The 18,581-nt window shown below is 71.8% G+C and carries 15 protein-coding genes; 11 read left to right on the top strand and 4 right to left on the bottom strand.

The window, feature by feature from the left end:
* Positions 1-19: 19 nt before the first annotated feature.
* Both QUG92_RS00560 and QUG92_RS00555 read right to left on the bottom strand, forming a co-directional pair.
* Positions 20-1,333 carry an LCP family protein gene (locus tag QUG92_RS00560; protein ID WP_289457186.1) on the bottom strand — a complete coding sequence of 438 codons (1,314 nt, stop codon included), beginning with the start codon at positions 1,331-1,333 and terminating at the stop codon, positions 20-22.
* Between the two features lie 160 nt (positions 1,334-1,493).
* Positions 1,494-2,408, bottom strand: coding sequence for a metallophosphoesterase family protein (locus tag QUG92_RS00555; protein WP_289457184.1), 915 nt, complete (start codon positions 2,406-2,408; stop codon positions 1,494-1,496).
* Positions 2,409-2,467: 59 nt separating this feature from the next.
* Between QUG92_RS00555 and QUG92_RS00550 the strand changes: the two genes are divergently transcribed.
* Positions 2,468-3,478 (top strand): threonine aldolase family protein, encoded by a 1,011-nt coding sequence (locus QUG92_RS00550; RefSeq protein WP_182045634.1) that lies wholly within the window; start codon positions 2,468-2,470, stop codon positions 3,476-3,478.
* Positions 3,479-3,530: 52 nt separating this feature from the next.
* On the opposite strand, the gene QUG92_RS00545 is transcribed toward QUG92_RS00550, so the two are convergent.
* Both QUG92_RS00545 and QUG92_RS00540 read right to left on the bottom strand, forming a co-directional pair.
* Entirely contained in the window at positions 3,531-3,806 is a 276-nt protein-coding gene (locus tag QUG92_RS00545; RefSeq protein WP_289457182.1) for a type II toxin-antitoxin system RelE family toxin, read from the bottom strand.
* Entirely contained in the window at positions 3,799-4,062 is a 264-nt protein-coding gene (locus QUG92_RS00540) for a type II toxin-antitoxin system prevent-host-death family antitoxin (RefSeq protein ID WP_182045632.1), read from the bottom strand. The genes QUG92_RS00545 and QUG92_RS00540 overlap by 8 nt, the downstream gene beginning before the upstream one ends.
* 221 nt (positions 4,063-4,283) lie before the next feature.
* Here QUG92_RS00540 and QUG92_RS00535 point away from each other — a divergent pair, with 221 nt between their 5' ends.
* The 10 genes from QUG92_RS00535 to QUG92_RS00490 all read left to right on the top strand — a co-directional run bounded on the left by QUG92_RS00535 (position 4,284) and on the right by QUG92_RS00490 (position 18,560).
* Positions 4,284-5,294, top strand: coding sequence for a LacI family DNA-binding transcriptional regulator (locus tag QUG92_RS00535; RefSeq protein ID WP_182045631.1), 1,011 nt, complete (start codon positions 4,284-4,286; stop codon positions 5,292-5,294).
* A gap of 99 nt (positions 5,295-5,393) precedes the next feature.
* Complete coding sequence (locus tag QUG92_RS00530) at positions 5,394-6,488, top strand: LacI family DNA-binding transcriptional regulator (RefSeq protein ID WP_182045630.1); 1,095 nt, start codon at positions 5,394-5,396, stop codon at positions 6,486-6,488.
* A gap of 257 nt (positions 6,489-6,745) precedes the next feature.
* Positions 6,746-8,065 carry an ABC transporter substrate-binding protein gene (locus QUG92_RS00525; protein ID WP_289457180.1) on the top strand — a complete coding sequence of 440 codons (1,320 nt, stop codon included), beginning with the start codon at positions 6,746-6,748 and terminating at the stop codon, positions 8,063-8,065.
* Between the two features lie 5 nt (positions 8,066-8,070).
* Complete coding sequence (locus tag QUG92_RS00520; protein WP_411469343.1) at positions 8,071-9,000, top strand: carbohydrate ABC transporter permease; 930 nt, start codon at positions 8,071-8,073, stop codon at positions 8,998-9,000.
* A gap of 68 nt (positions 9,001-9,068) precedes the next feature.
* A complete protein-coding gene (locus tag QUG92_RS00515) occupies positions 9,069-9,887 on the top strand; it encodes a carbohydrate ABC transporter permease (protein WP_259346053.1) in 819 nt (272 codons plus the stop codon).
* Between the two features lie 120 nt (positions 9,888-10,007).
* Complete coding sequence (locus QUG92_RS00510) at positions 10,008-12,278, top strand: family 78 glycoside hydrolase catalytic domain (protein ID WP_289457178.1); 2,271 nt, start codon at positions 10,008-10,010, stop codon at positions 12,276-12,278.
* A gap of 230 nt (positions 12,279-12,508) precedes the next feature.
* On the top strand, positions 12,509-13,681 hold the full coding sequence (gene rhaI / locus QUG92_RS00505) for an L-rhamnose isomerase (protein WP_289457176.1): 1,173 nt from the start codon (positions 12,509-12,511) through the stop codon (positions 13,679-13,681).
* A 4-nt stretch (positions 13,682-13,685) separates the two neighbouring features.
* A complete protein-coding gene (locus tag QUG92_RS00500; protein WP_289457174.1) occupies positions 13,686-15,773 on the top strand; it encodes a bifunctional aldolase/short-chain dehydrogenase in 2,088 nt (695 codons plus the stop codon).
* A 4-nt stretch (positions 15,774-15,777) separates the two neighbouring features.
* Entirely contained in the window at positions 15,778-17,241 is a 1,464-nt protein-coding gene (locus tag QUG92_RS00495; RefSeq protein WP_289457173.1) for a rhamnulokinase, read from the top strand.
* A 128-nt stretch (positions 17,242-17,369) separates the two neighbouring features.
* Positions 17,370-18,560, top strand: a complete 1,191-nt coding sequence (locus tag QUG92_RS00490; RefSeq protein ID WP_259346052.1) for an alpha-hydroxy acid oxidase — start codon at positions 17,370-17,372, stop codon at positions 18,558-18,560.
* The last annotated feature ends 21 nt before the right edge of the window (positions 18,561-18,581 follow it).

Raw genomic sequence — 18,581 nt, 5'->3', positions numbered from 1 at the left:
GTCCGTGAGCCAGGGGTACCTAGCGGGAGCCCTTCGAGCAGGTCTGCTCCGCCGCACTCTGCCCGGTGATCGTCGACGGCAGTGCGGTCGGCGTGCCCGGGGCGGGAGCGGACGACGCCGGGGTCGACGCCGCCGGGGTGCCGCCACCCGACGCGGTCGTGCCGTCCGCCGGAGCGCTCGACGCCGGAGCGTCCGGAGCCGGAGCAGCCGAGGCGGCGGCGTCCGGTGCCGCGACGGCGCCGCGTCCGATCGAGCCGTCGGCGAGCTGCGTGCGCCGGTCGTCCTGCAGCGCGGTGTTGAGCAGGTGCGCGGCGTCCTGCTCGACCACCAGGCGGTTGCGGTCGTCCGGGTCGTCGGCGGTCGGGTACTGCACGAGCAGCATGTCCGAGGTGTCGGTGTCCCGCAGCGCCGCCGCGAGGGACACGAGGGTGTTCGTCCGGTTCAGCCCCTCGGAGAGCGTCATGCTCGACGTCGCCGCCGACGCGAACCGGAACAGCGTGACCGGGTTGGCGAGGGCGTCCTCGTCGGTGAGCTTGCGGAGCATCGCCGAGAGGAACACCTGCTGGTTGCTGATCCGCGCGAGGTCGCTGCCGTCGTCGACACCGTGGCGGGTGCGGAGGAACGCGAGCGCCTCGTCGCCCTGCAGCGCGACCTCACCGGCGGGCAGGTTCAGGAACGAGCCGTCCGAGATCGGCTTCGCGAGGCAGACCGTCACCCCGCCGAGCGCGTTGCTCATCGAGATCACGCCGTCGAAGGTGACGAGCCCCGCGTACGGGATCGTCAGACCGGTCAGGTTCTCCACGGTGCGGACCACGCAGGCGACGCCGCCGTTCGGCCCGCCCTGGGCGAGCGCGGTGTTGAACATCGCCTTCGGCTGTGCCGGGCTCACCGCGCCGGTGTCGGGGTCCGTGCACGACGGGATCGGCACCATCGTGTCCCGCGGGAACGACACCGCCGTCACCTGCGAGTGGTCCTCGCTGATGTGGACGAGCATCGTGACGTCGTTGCGGGCGCCCTCGGTGTCCTCCGGTTCGGCGTCCTGACCGACACGCGTGTCCGAGCCGATGAGCAGGATGTTCGCGCCGCCCTGGATCGCGTTGATGTCCTGGCGCGCCGCCCGGGCCTGGTCGCCGGGACCGAGCTCGACCGTGGCGATGTTGCCCCGGAGGTCGTTCGCGGCGATGGCCGCGACGCTGCCGACGCTGACCAGGGCGACGACCGCGGCGGTGCCGACGACGCCGAGGAGCGTCGCGACCGGTCGGCTGCGCCGCAGCTTCCCGTGGCGTACTCCGCTGCCCGTGCGACGCTGCGGTCCCCGTGCACTCGCGGCCACCGTGTCCCCCTGTCCTGGTCGCTCCGACGCTACCGGAGGGCTCCGCGCGCCTCTGCCCCCAACCCGGGGCGCGCCGTCGGCGGGAGGCGACGACCGTCGGACGGGAGGCGCGTGGCGGGGCCGCCACGCGCCTCCCGTCCGACCGGTGGTCGCCGGAGCGTCACGGCCTGCCCGCCTGCGCGGCGATGCGCGCGACCGTCTCGCGGTCCAGCACGAACGCGATCGGGTCGCTGTCCGGGCGCGGGACGCGGACCGGCGTCGACCAGACCGAGCCGTCCGTCGCGACTTCCACCACCAGCGCGCCGGCCGCCACGTGGGCGGACTCCTCGTCGTAGGGCCCGACGACGTCCGTGTCGTTGGCGACGCCGGGGGCGACGAGCACGGGGACACCGGCGAGGGACCCGACCGCGTGGTGGTGCTGGTGGCCGCCGAGCACGACCCGGACGTCGGATCCGTCGAGGAGCGCGGCGAGGTGCTCGGGGTCCTGCAGGCGGAGGGCCTCGTGCAGGAGCGTCGGGGACGGCACCGGCGGGTGGTGCAGGACGACGACCGTGCCGTGCGGCACCGGGTCACCGGTGAGCGCTGCCTGCAGCCGTTCGGCCGCGGTCTCGCTGACCTCGCCGTACCCGGCGCCGGGCACGCTCGTGTCGACCGTGACGATGCGGAACCCCGCGACGGTCGACCAGCCCGAGACGGGGACGCTCGGCGGCAGGTACTCCATGGTGTGCGCGAGCGGACGACCGCCCTCGCCGAGGACGTGCCCGTTCGCGAACACCTGGCGGAACCCCTCGCGGAGGTCGTGGTTCCCCGGCACGACGACGAACGCGGCACTGTGTCGCTCCGCCCAGCCGCCGACGCGTTCGCGGACCGTCCGGTACGACTCGACGCTGCCGTCCTCGGACACGTCGCCCGAGATCACGACGAGACCGACCCCCGGCACACCCTCGACGTGGGCGAGGACGGCGTCGAGCGCGGCGGTCGTGTCGACCGAGCCCTGGTGCAGGGCGCCGTCACCGGTCAGGTGCGTGTCGGACAGGTGGAGGATGCGGAGGGTTCCGGCTGCGGGCGGCTGCATGCGGCACACGGTAGCGACGCCGGTCGTCCACGGTCTGGACGGCGCGTTAGCGTTGCCTGGTGACCGACGCCCCGATCGACCTGCGCTCCGACACCGTCACCCGCCCGACCCCGGCGATGCGCCGGGCGATGGCCGAGGCCGAGGTCGGCGACGACGTCTTCGGCGAGGACCCGGAGACGAACGCCCTCGAGCGGGAGGTCGCGGACCTGCTCGGGCACGAGGCCGGGCTCTTCACCCCCACCGGCTCGATGGCGAACCAGCTCGGGCTGCGGCTGCACGTCGCCCCCGGCGAGGAACTGCTGGCCGACGTCCGCGCCCACGTGGTGCGGGCGGAGCTCGGTGCGGCCGCCGTGTTCTCCGGCATCACCACACGGACCTGGCCGTCCGAGCGCGGACGGCTCGTCGCCGCGGCGGTGGCCGAGGTCGCGGAGCCGAACGCCGGGGCGTACAGCGTGTCGACGACGGCGATCGCGATCGAGAACACGCACAACTTCGGCGGCGGCACCGTCCAACCCCGCGACGAGGTCACGGCGGTGCAGGCCTTCGCCCGCGAGCACGGCATCGCGGTGCACCTCGACGGTGCCCGGCTCTGGAACGCACACGTCGCGTCCGGGGTCCCCCTCCGCGAGCTCGCCGACGGCTTCGACACCGTGTCCGTCTGCCTGTCGAAGGGCCTAGGCGCACCGGTCGGCTCGGTGCTCGTCGGTTCCCGCGAGCACGTCGCCGCCGCCCGGACCTGGCGGAAGCGGTACGGCGGCGGCATGCGGCAGACCGGCTTCCTCGCGGCCGCCGGCCGGTACGCGCTGCAGCACCACGTCGAGCGGCTCGCCGAGGACCACACCAACGCGCGGGTGCTCGCGGCGGCGCTCGGCGTCGACCCGGCGACGGTCGACACGAACATCGTGTTCGCGGACGTGGCCGACCCCGCGGCCTTCGTCACGGCGGCGGCGGAGCAGGGTGTCCGGGTCATGCAGCTCGGGCCGCGGAGCGTCCGGCTCGTGACGCACCTCGACGTCAGTGCCGAGGACACGGCCCGGGCCGCCGAGGTCCTGGCGGCGATCCCGCGCTGACCCCCGGCGGCCGCCGTGGACGGACAGCCCTCCGGCCTGCACGTGACGACGTCTACCGGTAGACGTCGCGACGGTGGCCGATCACCAGCACCAGGACGACCAGGCGGTCGTCGACGACCTCGTACACGATGCGGTGATCGCCGACCCGGACACGGAGCTCCCCCGGGCGTCCGACGAGCGCCGTGGCACCGGGCGGACGCGGCGTGGACCGTAGCAGCACCAACGCCGCGAGCAGACGACGCTGCACGGCGCGATCGACCTTGGCGAGCGTCTTCGCCGCGCGCTTCGTCAACTCGACCCGGTACTCCGGCGGGGGAACATCAGTCAAGCGTGATCCCGAGCTCACGAGCGACGTCCTCGAGCGGGAGGGTCTGCGGGTCGTCCTCCAACTCGCGACGGACGGCGTCGACCGCTGCTCGGTCGATCGCGTCCTCGAGCGCCTGCAGCGCGCGGTGTGCCAGGTCCGCCTCGAGCACGACCACCTGCTCCCGACCTCGGACGGTGATCGCCACCGGTTCGCGGTGCGCGTGGTCGAGCAGGTCGGACCACCGCTGACGGGCTTCGCTCGCGGGCAGGTTGTACATGTACTGATCGTACGATCGGTACGGTTCACCTGCAACCACCGGCGGTCGATGCCGGATCGTGATCCTCACCCGACCGCGGACGTGCTTCCCTGGCCCCGTGGGACGAGGACGCGTGCGGACGACCGGCTCGACGCTGGTGCTGGCCGCCGCGCTGCTGCTGTCGGCCTGCCGGTGACGATCCACTGAGCGGTCCGGCACCCACCCCGTGCCAGGATGACGACATGGCGGTGAGCGTTCGGGAGGTCGCAGCGCTCGCTGGCGTGTCCCTCGGCACGGTCTCGAACGTCCTCAACCGACCGGACAAGGTCGCGCCCGGGACGGTCGACCGGGTCCAGGCCGCGATCGCCGAGCTCGGCTTCGTGCGCAACGACTCGGCGCGGCAGCTCCGGGCGGGCCGGAGCTCCACGGTCGGTCTCATCGTGCTCGACGGCGGCAACCCGTTCTTCACCGACGTCGCCCGCGGCGCCGAGGACGCTGCGATGACCCGCGGCCTGGCCGTCCTCGTGGGGAACTCGGACGAGTCCGCCGACCGCGAGCAGACGTACGTCGACCTGTTCGAGGAACGCCGCGTCGCCGGCCTGCTCGTCTCCCCGGCGGGCGACGACCTCGCACGCCTCGAACGGCTCCGCGACCAGGGCACCGCCGTCGTGCTGGTGGACCGTCGCGCCGACGACGACCACTTCGCGTCCGTCTCCGTCGACGACGTCGCGGGCGGCCGACTCGCCGTCGAGCACCTCACCGGGATCGGACGCCGCCGGATCGCGTTCGTCGGCGGCCCCTCCGGCATCCGCCAGGTCGCCGACCGCCACGCGGGCGCCGCGGCCGCAGCAGCCGAGGCCGGCGCCACGCTCGAGGTCCTCCCGACCACGTCGCTGTCGGTCCTCGAGGGCCGCCGGATCGGCGAGGAGCTCCAGGCCCGCCCCGCCACGGAGCGCCCGGACGCCGTCTTCGCGGCGAACGACCTGCTCGCCGTCGGGCTCGAGCAGGCGTTCATCATGCGCGGTTCGGTCCGGGTGCCGGAAGAGGTCGCCATCGTCGGGTACGACGACATCGCCTTCGCCGAGGCCGCCGTCGTGCCGCTGACCTCGGTCCGCCAGCCGGCGCAGGACCTCGGCCGCCGGGCCATCGAACTGCTCGTCGCGCAGGTCGAGCAGGGGCAGGGCATCGCGCTGGAGCACGTCGAGTTCACGCCGGAGCTCGTGGTCCGGCAGTCCACCGTACCCGAGCGCTGACCCGCCCGGTCGCGGACCCGCCCACGACCGGCCGGGAGGCGCGGGGCGGCCCGGCACCGCGCCTCCCGTCCGGCGCAGGCGCACCCCTAGCATCGAGGCATGGTGCACGTCCCCCGCCGCGACGCACCGCCCAGCGTGCACCACGTGGCCGCCCGGGCGGGTGTGTCGCTGGCGACCGTCTCGAACGTGCTGAACCACCCGGAACGCGTCGCCGATGCGACGGCGGCCCGGGTGCGCGACGCGATCGCGGCCCTCGGGTACACGCCGAACCGGAACGCCCGTGCGCTGGTCTCCGGACGGACGCGCTCCATCGGACTCGTGGTGACCTCGCTGCGGAACTCCCTGTTCACGGACATGGTCAGCGGCGCCCAGGCAGCAGCGCGCGAGCGGGGCGACACGCTGATCGTGACGAACAGCGACGACGACCTCGACGCGCAGGCCGAGCACCTGGCGTTCATGGAGAGCACGCGGGTGTCGGGGATCCTGCTCGCGTCGATGACGACCTCGCGGGCGCAGGTCGAAGCGGCGCGGCAACACGGGCTCCCGGTCGTCTACGTGAACCACGAGCCGGAGGACGTCGACGCGTGCGCGGTCGTGGTCGACAACGAGCAGGCCGGGTACGTGGCGGCGACGCACCTGATCGAGGAGGGATGTCGACGGATCGGGTTCGTGAGCGCACGACCGGACCTGCAGCCCGTTGCACGACGACGAGCGGGGCTGCTCCGGGCGGTCGCCGAACACCCCGGCGTGGCGCTCGTCGACGTCGACGCCGGGGACATCGATCCGCCGGGCGGCACGGACGCCGGTGCCCGGATCGCGGCGATGTCCGTCGAGGAGCGGCCCGACGGCGTGCTCGGGGTGACCGACCTGCTCGCGATGGCGGTCGTCACCGAGCTGCGCGCCGCGGGGATCCGCGTGCCGGAGGACATCCCGGTGACCGGGTGCGACCACAACTCGATCGCGTGGGGCGGCGCCGTGCCGCTCACGTCGGTGACGCAGCACGGCGAGGACATGGGGGCCGTCGCGGTCGAGCTGTTGCACGCGGAGCTGTCGGAACCGGCGTCGTCGCACGTGCACCGGACGGTGGTGCTCGGCAGCGAGCTCGTCCCCCGGGAGAGCACGGTGGGTCGGGCGCGGGCGGTCGCGGCGGCCCGGGCGGGGCGGCCGAGCGACCCGCGGCGGACCGAGGCGTAGGAGCGGACCGGGGGGATCGCCCGGCCGAGCGCGTGCGCGGCGACCGGCCCGTGGCCACGGAGCCGATCCGCCGGACGGGAACCGAGTGAGCGCGCACTTCGTCACGAATCGGGATCAGCAATTGACACGCTTCAACCGCCGTGGTTCCATTCCGATTGAAACGTTCTAAGCACCAGCACCGGACTCCGCACCGTAGCGGCGGACCGGGTCCGTTCCACCCGGGGTACCCCACACCGGGCCTTACGAGGAGGTAAGGAATGTCAGCTCGTTCCCTGACCACGCGTCTGATCGCCATCGGCGGCGCGGCGGTCCTGATCGGCGGACTGACCGCGTGTTCGTCCGGCGACTCCGGCGGCAGCAGCGGCGGCAAGGTCGAGATCAGCTACCTGATCGACAACGGTCCGGCCACCGCCGCGACCGCGAAGCCGCTGATCGCCGCCTTCGAGAAGGCGAACCCGGACATCACGGTGAAGCTCGACACCCGCCCGCAGGGCACCGACGGCGACAACCTGATCAAGACGCAGCTGTCCACCGGCGAGATGGCCGACGTCTTCAACTACAACTCCGGTTCGCTCCTGCAGGCGCTCAACCCGGACAACACCCTCGTCGACCTCTCCGACCAGTCGTGGGCGAAGGACGTCGACCCGCAGTTCACGAAGGTCGTCAGCACGAGCAAGGGCATGTACGGCGCCCCGTTCGGCACGAGCTTCGGCGGCGCGATCATGTACAACAAGAAGGTCTACGAGAAGCTCGGCCTGAGCGTCCCGACGACGTGGGACGAGTTCATCGCCAACAGCGAGAAGATCAAGGACGCCGGCGACGTCGCCCCGATCATCCAGACGTACGGCGACACCTGGACGAGCCAGCTCTTCGTCCTCGCCGACTTCGCGAACATCACCGCGCAGCAGTCGGACTGGGCTTCCGAGTACACGGACCACAAGGAGCCCTACACGAAGGACCCGGCCTTCGCCGGCTTCGACCACCTCGCCGAGGTCGAGGACAAGGGCCTGCTCAACCAGGACTACGCGTCGGCCACCCAGGCGAACGGTCTCAAGATGCTCGCCGAGGGCACCGGCGCCCAGTACCCGATGCTCACGAACGCGATCTCGACGATCCAGCAGGACAACCCGAGCAAGGTCGACGACATCGGCGCGTTCGCGATCCCGGCGCAGGACGCGTCCGACACACGACTCACGATCTGGGAGCCGAACGGCCTGTACGTCCCGAAGACGACGACCGGTGACAAGCTCTCCGCCGCGAAGAAGTTCATCGCGTTCGCGAACTCCTCCGAGGGCTGCGGGATCCAGAACGACACCGGGACGCCCGGCGGCCCGTACGTCATCTCGACCTGCTCCCTGCCGAGCTCTGTCCCGCCGATGATCGGTGACCTGCAGAAGTACCTCGACGAGGAGAAGGCGAGCCCGGCGCTCGAGTTCCTGTCCCCGATCAAGGGCCCGAACCTCGAGAAGATCTGCATCCAGGTCGGCTCCGGCATCTCCTCGGCCGCCGTGGGCGCGAAGCAGTACGACCAGGACGTCGTGCAGCAGGCCCAGCAGCTCGGCATCAAGGGCTGGTGAGGACGGTGACCGCGACGCTCACGACGGCGGCCGTTCCGCCGGAGACGATGCAGGCCGGCCCCGGTCCGGCGCGCAGGAAGATGCGCTCGTACTACCCGGCGTGGTTCTTCATCCCGGCGATCGCGTTGTACGTCGTGTTCTTCGCGGTCCCGACCTTCGCCGGGTTCTACTTCTCGCTCACCCGCTGGACGCTGTTCGACCAGACCTTCATCGGGTTCGACAACTTCGTCCGCTTCTTCCAGGACCCGCAGCTCGTCTCGGGGTTCATCCACACGTTCGAGTACGGGTTCGTGACGAGCGCGGCGAAGGTGGTCCTCGGACTCGCCCTCGCCCTGCTCCTCACGAGCCCCGTGCTCGGGCGCGGGTACCTCCGAGCGGTGGTCTTCTTCCCCGTGCTGGTGTCGACCATCGGCATCGGCATCACGTTCAAGGCGCTGATGGACCCGTTCCACGGGATCATCAACGGTGTGCTCGGCTCGGTCGGCCTCCCCACACCGGGGTGGCTGACCGATCCGGCCCTCGCGCTCTGGAGCGTCGCGGCGGTGGACATCTGGAAGGGCGTCGGCATCGCAACGCTCATCTTCATCGCCGGCATTGTCGCGATCCCGCAGGAGTACTTCGAGGCGGCGCGTGTCGACGGCGCGAGCTCGTGGACCATCTTCAGGAACATCACCCTGCCGCTCTCGCGACCCGCGATGGGGACCGTCATCATCCTGTCGCTCATCGGCGGCCTGCGGTCCTTCGACCTCATCTGGGCGATGACCGGCGGTGGTCCCGGCTTCACGAGCGACGTCATCGCGAGCGTGATCTACAAGCAGTACCAGGCCGGCTTCTACGGCTTGTCCACAGCGGGCAACGTCGTGCTCTTCGTCGTCGTCACGGCGATCATGGTGCCGATCTCCTGGCTCATCAACCGCAAGGAGGCGGACCTGTGACCGCACCAGCACTCGGACGAGCCGGCCGCCCCGCGGCGGCGGTCCGACGGCCCGTCGGGCGGGAGACCGTGCAACGGTGGACCGTCGGCACGATCGCCATCGTCGTCAGCTTCGTCGTATTCCTCGTGCCGTTCGTGTTCATCCTGCTGCAGGCGATGAAGTCACCCGCGGACGCGAACCAGCTCGGCTTCACCCTGCCGACGCAGTTCCAGCTGTGGGAGAACCTCGCGACCGTGCTGCAGACCGGCGACGGCGGGATCCTCCGGGCGTTCGTCAACAGCGCCGTGCTCACGGTCGGCAGCGTCGTCGTGATGGTCGTGTTCTCGGCCATGGTCGGCTACACGCTCCAGCGCCGTCCGAGCCGGTGGAACGGGGTCATCAACTTCTTCGTCCTGGCCGGTCTCATCGTGCCGCCCGCCATCGTCCCGACGATCTGGGTGCTGCAGGGGCTCAACCTGTTCAAGACGATGGGCGGGATGATCCTCATCGAGGCGACCTTCGGCCTGTCGTTCTGCATCCTGCTGTTCCGCGCCTTCGTCGCCACCATCCCGAAGGAGCTCGACGAGGCCGCGGTCCTCGACGGCGCTGGCCCGATCCGCCTGTTCTTCGGGGTCGTCCTGCCGCTGCTCAAGCCCGTCATCATCACGGTCGTCCTCGTGCAGTCGGTCACGGTGTTCAACGACTTCACCAACCCGCTGTACTTCCTGCCGGGCTCCGAAAACGCGACGGTGCAGCAGACGCTCTACGCCTTCCAGAGCCAGTCGGTCAGCCAGCTGAACCTGCTGTTCACGGACGTGCTGCTCATCACGATCCCGCCGCTCGTCCTCTACGTCTTCTTCAACCGGCAGATCGTCGCCGGCATGACCAGCGGCGCCGTCAAGGGCTGACGCCCGACCCGGCCGGGAGGAACGGACCACCTCCCCCGAGTCGCCCCACCACCACGGGCGGCTCGGTCCACGACACCAGCACCGGTCGACGACGACCGGTTGCGTGAAAGGACCCACCACATGACCACCTGGACCGCATCGTTCCTCGCGAGCGACGACGACCTCGGGAGCGCACCGATCCTGCGCCGGGAGTTCACCCTCGACACCGGCCACGGCGACGTGACGAGCGCCACCCTCGCCCTCAGCGCCCTCGGCGTGGTCGAGGCCTGGCTCGGCGGCCGCCGGGTCTCCGACCACCTGCTCGAACCCGGGTGGACGAGCTACGAGTGGCGTGTGCGGGTCGTCTCCCACGACGTCACCGACCACCTCGTCGGCACCGAGCCGGGCGGCGATGCCGTCCTCGCGCTCGTCGTCGGGAACGGGTGGGCCGCCGGTCGCCTCGCGTGGGGCGGCGGCGGCGGGTGGTACACCGACGAGCGCGCCGGTGCCGCCGAGCTCCGGATCGGGTTCGCCGACGGCCACGAGCAGCGTGTCGCGACCGACGGGTCGTGGCGAGCGCTGCCGAGCGGCATCACCGCCGACCAGCTCTACGACGGCGAGGACGTCGACGCCCGCGTGCCCGACGACTGGCAGCGGCCGGGTGCGGTCGAGGGCGGCTCCGCGGTGCACACAGTGGACCTCGGCGAACGGGAGCTCGTCGCCGACACCGTGCCGCCGGTCCGCTCGCTCGCGGAGATCGCACCCGTCGAGGTCTGGACGAGCCCGTCGGGAGCGACCCTGGTGGACTTCGGCGTCAACCTGGTCGGCTGGGTCCGGGTCACCGCGACCGGACCGGCGGGCACGGTCCTGACGCTCCGCCACGCCGAGGTCCTCGAGCACGACGAGCTCGGCACCCGCCCGCTGCGGACCGCGGCGGCCACGGACCGGTTCACGCTGAGCGGGGGCGAGGACGTCTTCGAGCCGCGCTTCACCTTCCACGGCTTCCGGTACGCCTCCGTCGACGGCTGGCCCGGCTCGCAGGACGACCTGCGGGCGGCGCTCACCGCGGTGCAGGTCGGCAGCGACCTGCACAGGACGGGCACGTTCGCGTCGAGCCACGAGCTGCTCGACACCTTCCACGACAACGTCGTCCGCGGCATGCAGGGCAACTTCCTCAGCGTGCCGACCGACTGCCCGCAGCGCGACGAGCGCCTCGGTTGGACGGGCGACATCGCCGCCTTCGCCCCCACGGCCGCCTACCTGTTCGACACGAAGGCGTTCCTCGAGGACTGGCTGCGCGACGTGTGGCTCGAGCAGCAGCACGCCGACGGGGTGATCCCGTTCGTGGTGCCGGACGTGCTGAAGTACTCCCCCGCCGAGGACTTCGGCAAGCCGGACGCCACCGCGGTCTGGTCGGACGCCGGCGTCTGGGTGCCGTGGACCCTGTACCAGGCGTACGGCGACACGACCGTGCTCGCGGAGCAGTTCGACTCGATGGTCGCCCACGTCCGGCGGGTCCGCGACCACCTGTCCCCGCAGGACGTCTGGGACACGGTGTTCCAGTTCGGCGACTGGCTCGACCCGGACGCGCCGCCGGAGGCCCCGGCCGACGCGAAGGCGGACAAGGGCGTGGTCGCCACGATCTGCGCGTTCCGGTCGGCGTCGATCGTGGCCGAGGTGGCGGAGCTGCTCGGCCGGGACGCGAGCGAGTTCCGGGATCTGGCCGCGCGCCTCCAGGCCGGGTTCCGGACCACCTACCTGCAGGAGGACGGCAGGATCACGTCGGACGCGACCACCGTGTACACGCTCGCGATCGTGTTCGGGATCCTGACGCCGGAGCAGGAGGCCGTGGCCGGAGATCGTCTGGCGGAGCTCGCCGCGGCCGCCGGGTACCGGATCTCGACGGGCTTCGCGGGGACGCCGTTCATCACCGACGCGCTGACGCAGACCGGGCACCTCGAGGACGCCTACCGGCTCCTCCTGCAGACCGAGTGCCCGTCGTGGCTGTACCCGGTGACGATGGGCGCGACCACGGTGTGGGAGCGCTGGGACTCGATGCTGCCGGACGGGTCGATCAACCCCGGGCAGATGACGTCGTTCAACCACTACGCGCTCGGTGCCGTCGCGGACTGGATGCACCGCGTGGTCGGCGGCCTGACAGCGACCGCGCCGGGCTACGCGTCGGTGCGGATCGCACCGCAGCCGGGCGGCGGCCTGACCTGGGCGGCGACCGCGTACGAGAGCGTGCACGGGCGGATCGCGGTCCGGTGGGAGCTCGTCGACGGGGAGCTCGTCGTCGAGGCCACGGTGCCGGAGGGCGTCGACGCGGTGGTGGTGCTCCCGGGGGCCGAGGAGCGGCCGGTCGGTGCCGGCACGCACACGTTCCGGGCGCCGGCGGGCGTACCTGCGTAGCGGCGTCGCGGTGTGGCGGGGCACCGGCGGGGAGCCGGCGGGGAGCCGGCGGGGAGCCTGGCCTGTGACGAACCACGGAAGCGACGTCGAACCAGCTCCGGTGCCTGGTTCGACGTCGGATCCCTGGTTCGGATCACCAGGTTGCTCCGCCACCAGGCCGCACCGCTTGCGCGCCGACGCTGCGAGGCGTACCGTATGAAACGATTCAATCGACCACGAGGAAGTGCACGATGACATCAACCCCGAGCTTCGCGGGGATCGCCGGACAACTGGCGGCCCAGCAGATCGAACTCCCGAGCTGGGCCTTCGGCAACTCGGGCACCCGCTTCAAGGTGTTCTCCACGCCGGGCACGCCACGCGACCCGTACGAGAAGATCGCCGACGCCGCGCAGGTGCACCGGTACACGGGCCTCGCCCCGACCGTCGCGCTGCACATCCCCTGGGACCTCGTCGACGACTTCGCGGACCTCGAGCGGCACGCCGAGGAGCACGGCGTCCGGCTCGGCACGGTCAACTCGAACACGTTCCAGGACGACGACTACAAGTTCGGTGCCCTCACCCACGTGGACGAACGGATCCGGCAGAAGGCGATCGACCACCACCTGCAGTGCATCGACGTCATGCACGCCACCGGCAGCCGCGACCTGAAGATCTGGCTCGCGGAGGGGTCGAACTACCCGGGACAGGAGGACATGCGCTCCCGCCAGGACCGCCTGCACGAGTCCCTGAGCACGATCTACGACCGGCTCGGCGACGACCAGCGCCTGGTGCTCGAGTACAAGTTCTTCGAGCCGTCGTTCTACCACACGGACGTCCCGGACTGGGGCACGAGCTACGTGCAGACCGCGGCGCTCGGGCCGAAGGCGATGGTCTGCCTCGACACCGGCCACCACGCGCCGGGCACGAACATCGAGTTCATCGTGATGCAGCTCCTGCGCCTCGGGAAGCTCGGCAGCTTCGACTTCAACTCGCGCTTCTACGCCGACGACGACCTCATCGTGGGCGCCGCCGACCCGTTCCAGTTGTTCCGGATCCTGGTCGAGGTGATCCGCGGTGGCGGCTACGACGACCCGGACGTGGCGTTCATGCTCGACCAGTGCCACAACGTCGAGGACAAGATCCCCGGCCAGATCCGCTCGGTGCTCAACGTGCAGGAGATGACCGCCCGAGCACTGCTCCTCGACCGGGTCGCGCTGACCGCCGCGCAGGAGGCACACGACGTGCTCGGCGCGAACGAGCTGTTCATGGACGCCTTCCAGACCGACGTCCGAAAGGACCTCGCCGAGTGGCGGGAGTCCCGCGGTCTGCCCGCGGACCCGATGCGGGCCTACCTCGACTCCGGCTACCAGCGCCGGATCGCCGAGGACCGCGTCGGCGGCGTGCAGGCCGGTTGGGGCGCGTAGGCACATGACGATCGACAGCCTGGAGGCACGGGTGGACCCCGCAACGCACGACACCACCGCGGACGACACGGTCAGGGCCCTCGTCGCCCGTTCGAACGCGCTCGGCTCGGACCCACGGATCACGAACTACGCGGGCGGCAACACGTCCGCCAAGGGCACCGACACCGACCCGGTCACCGGCGAGCCCGTCGAGCTGCTCTGGGTGAAGGGTTCCGGGGGCGACCTCGGCACCCTGACTCCGTCGGGCCTCGCCGTGCTCCGAGTGGACCGGGTACGGGCCCTGCGGCACGTCTACCCGGGCGTCGAACGCGAGGACGAGATGGTCGCCGCGTTCGACCACACCCTGTTCGGCAAGGGCGGTGCGGCGCCGTCGATCGACACCGCCATGCACGCCCTCGTCGACGCCGCACACGTCGACCACCTGCACCCGGACGCCGGCATCGCGATCGCGACCGCCGCCGACGGCCCGGAGCTCACCGAGCGGATCTTCGGCGACCGGGTCGTCTGGGTGCCGTGGCGTCGTCCGGGGTTCCAGCTCGGGCTCGACATCGCCGCGATCGAGGACCAGCACCCCGAGGCGATCGGCACGGTCCTCGGCGGTCACGGCATCACCGCGTGGGGTGCCACCAGCGCCGAGGCCGAGGCCAACTCCCGGTGGATCATCGACACCGCCGAGCGGTACATCGCGGAGCACGGGAAGGACCAGCCGTTCGGCGCCGTGCGTCCCGGCTTCGAGGCGCTGCCCGAGTCCGACCGCCGTGCCCGGGCAGCCGCACTCGCGCCGACGATCCGCGGCATCGCCGGCCACGACGCGCCCGTCGTCGGCCACTTCACCGACAGCGACGTCGTCCTGGACTTCCTGGCGTCAGCGCGCGCCGAGGAGCTCGCGGCGCTCGGCACGAGCTGCCCGGACCACTTCCTCCGCACCAAGGTGCAGCCGCTCGTCCTCGACCTCCCCGTCACGGCGAGCGTCGAGGAGCAGCGCGCACGCCTCCGCGAACTGCACGAGCAGTACCGCGTCGACTACCAGGCCTACTACGACCGCCACGCGACGGCGGACAGCCCGGCCATCCGGGGCGCGGATCCGCTCATCGTGCTCGTCCCCGGCGTCGGCATGTTCTCCTACGGCAAGGACGCGCAGACCGCGCGCGTCGCCGGCGAGTTCTTCGTCAACGCGATCAACGTCATGCGCGGCGCCGAGGCACTCTCCACCTACGCCCCCATCGACGAGGCCGAGAAGTTCCGCATCGAGTACTGGACGCTGGAGGAGGCCAAGCTGCAGCGCATGCCGGCGCCGAAGCAGCTCGCGACGCGGATCGCCCTCGTGACCGGCGCCGCGAGCGGCATCGGCAAGGCGATCGCGAAGCGCCTCGCCGCCGAGGGTGCCGCCGTCGTCATCGCGGACCTCGACCTCGCCAAGGCGCAGGCGGCCGCGGCCGAGATCGGCGGCCCGGACCAGGCGATCGGCGTGGCTGCGAACGTCACGAGCGCCGTCGAGATCGAGCAGGCGATCCAGGCGACGCTGCTGCACTTCGGCGGCCTCGACCTCGTGGTGAACAACGCCGGACTCTCCCTCAGCAAGAGCCTGCTCGAGACCACCGAGCAGGACTGGGACCTGCAGCACGACGTCATGGCGAAGGGCTCGTTCCTGGTGTCGAAGGCCGCAGCGACGGTCCTCATCGAGCAGGGCCTCGGCGGCGACATCGTGTACATCTCGAGCAAGAACTCAGTGTTCGCTGGCCCGAACAACATCGCCTACTCCGCGACGAAGGCCGACCAGGCCCACCAGGTGCGACTGCTCGCGGCCGAGCTCGGCGAGCACGGCATCCGGGTCAACGGCATCAACCCTGACGGCGTCGTCCGCGGCTCCGGCATCTTCGCCTCCGGTTGGGGTGCGAGCCGGGCGAAGACCTACGGCGTCGACGAGGAGGACCTCGGGAAGTTCTACGCGCAGCGCACGATCCTGAAGCGCGAGGTCGTCCCCGAGAACGTCGCGAACGCGGTGTACGCGATCTGCACGTCGGACTTCTCGCACACGACCGGCCTGCACGTCCCGGTGGACGCCGGCGTCGCCGCGGCCTTCCTGCGGTAGCGCGATGCACACCGACGGCAGCGTCGCCGCGGTCGACCTCGGTGCCACGAGCGGCCGGGTCCTCCTCGCCCACGTGGACCGGGACGGCATCCGCACCGAGCAGGTCGCCCGCTTCCCGAACGGTCCCGTGGCGCTGTACGAGGACGGCCGCGAGGCCCTGCACTGGGACGTCGTCGGCCTGCTCGGGCAGGTCGTCGCCGGGCTCCGTGACACGCTCCGACGCGCCCCCGACCTGACGAGCATCGGCGTCGACTCGTGGGCGGTCGACTACGCGCTCCTGCGGGAGGGACGCCTGCTCGGGCTGCCGTGCCACTACCGCGACGCCCGACACGAGGCGGGTGTCGCCCCCGTGCACGAGCGGATCACCGCCGCTGCGCTGTACGCCCGGAACGGCCTGCAGCACCTACCGTTCAACACCGTGTTCCAGCTCGCCGCCGACCCGGACGCACACCTGGCGGACCGAGCGCTCCTCGTGCCGGACCTGCTCGGGTACTGGCTCACCGGCGTCACGGCGACGGAACGGACCAACGCGTCGACCACCGGGCTCGTCGACGCGACCACGCGCGGTTGGGACCCGACCCTGGTGGCCGCCACGGGCCTCCAGACCGGGCTGTTCCCCGACCTGCGCGATCCGGGCGACCGACTCGGCACGCTCCTGCCGTCCCTCGGCGGCGGCGTCCCGGTGACGCTCGTCGGGTCGCACGACACGGCGTCCGCGGTGGTCGCGGTCCCCGCGACCGACGACGACGTCGCCTACGTCTCGTCCGGCACCTGGTCGCTCGTCGGGGTCGAGCTCGACGCACCCGTCCTGACGGACGCGGCGCGCGCTGCGAACTGCACGAACGAGGGCGGGGTGGACGGCCGTGTCCGCTTCCTCAAGAACGTGTCGGGGCTGTGGCTGCTCTCCGAGAGCGTCCGCACCTGGGAGCGTGGCGGCGACCGCGTCGACCTGGAGGCGCTGCTCGCCGCCGCCGCGGAGGTCACCGAGCCGGTGGCCGTCTTCGACGTCGCCGACGACGTCTTCACCGCCCCCGGCGACCTCCCTGCACGCATCGCGACCTGGTGCACCGAGCGGGGCCTGGCGGTTCCGGGCTCGCGCGCCGAGGTCGTACGGTCGATCCTGGAGTCCCTCGCCGTCGCGTACGCCGAGACCCTGCGGACCATCACCGAGGTGACCGGCAAGGACGTCCGGGTCGTGCACGTCGTCGGCGGCGGGTCCCAGAACCGGCTGCTCTGCCAGCTCACCGCCGACCGGACCGGCCTGCCCGTCCTGGCCGGTCCGGTCGAGGCGACGGCCCTCGGCAACGTGCTCGTGCAGGCCCGCGCGAACGGGCTCGCCGGACTCGGAGGAGCATCGCTGGCAGCGCTGCGCGACCTCGTCGCCCGGACCGTCGAGCCGGTCCGCTACACCCCCGCTCCGGGCTCGGACGCCCGCGGCCACCGCACCACCATCAGGAGCCACGCATGACCACCACCGACGACCAGCACCGCGTCGACCCCGCGACCGGCGCGCCCGCCGCCGCGACCGGCCCGGCCTCGAACGCCCGCGTCCGGGTGCAGCGGCAGCTGCCGAGCGTCCGCGACCTCGCCCCGCTGATGCAGTTCAGGAAGCCGTCGCTGCCGGGTCGGCGGCAGCGGCTCGAGTCCGCGTTGACGATCTGGGACCTGCGTCGGATCGCTGCGCGCCGGACCCCGAAGGCGGCGTTCGACTACACCGAGGGTGCTGCGGAGGCGGAGATCTCACTCGCACGTGCCCGGCAGGCGTTCGAGGACATCGAGTTCTCGCCGGCGATCCTGCGCGACGTGTCGCAGGTGGACACCTCGCGCGAGGTGCTCGGCGCCCCGGTGTCCCGCCCGTTCGGCATCGCCCCGACCGGCTTCACCCGGATGATGCAGACCGAGGGCGAGCGCGCCGGGGCGAGGGCCGCCGGACGGGCGGGCATCCCGTTCTCGCTGTCGACGATGGGGACCACCGCGATCGAGGACGTCCGCGACGCCAACCCGCACGGGCGCAACTGGTTCCAGCTCTACATGTGGAAGGACCGCGACAAGAGCATGGCGTTGGTCGAGCGGGCCGCTCGGGCCGGGTTCGACACGCTGCTCGTCACCGTCGACGTCCCCGTCGCCGGTGCCCGGCTCCGCGACAAGCGCAACGGGTTCTCCATCCCCCCGCAGCTCGGCGTGAAGACCGTCGTGAACGCGATCCCGCGGCCGTGGTGGTGGTTCGACTTCCTCACCACCGAGCCGCTCGCGTTCGCGTCCCTCGACCGCTGGTCCGGCACGGTCGGCGAACTGCTCGACCACATGTTCGACCCGACCGTCACGTACGAGGACCTGGAGTGGATCCGCGACCAGTGGCCGGGCAGGGTCGTGGTGAAGGGCGTGCAGTCCCTGGCGGACGCGAAGCGCCTGGCGGACCTGGGCGTGGACGGCATCACGCTGTCGAACCACGGCGGCCGGCAGCTCGACCGCGCCCCCGTGCCGTTCCACCTGCTGCCCACCGTGGTGCGGGAGGTCGGGAAGGACACCGAGGTGCACCTCGACACCGGCATCATGTCCGGCGCGGACATCGTCGCCGCGGTGGCACTCGGCGCGCGGTTCACGATGGTCGGCCGCGCCTACCTGTACGGGTTGATGGCGGGCGGCGAGGCCGGGGTCGACCGGATGATCCAGATCCTGTCCGAGCAGATCGAGCGGACCATGCGGCTGCTCGGGGTCGCCTCCCTCGACGAGCTCGAACCCGGGCACGTCACCCAGCTGCAGCGCCTCGTGCCGGTCCCCCGGTAGCCCGCGTCGCTGGTCGACGGC

The organism is Curtobacterium citri (assembly GCF_030362955.1).
In the GTDB taxonomy this organism is placed as follows: domain Bacteria; phylum Actinomycetota; class Actinomycetes; order Actinomycetales; family Microbacteriaceae; genus Curtobacterium; species Curtobacterium citri.
Note: the sequence above shows the minus strand (reverse complement) of the source record. Positions and strands in the feature narration are given on the sequence as shown.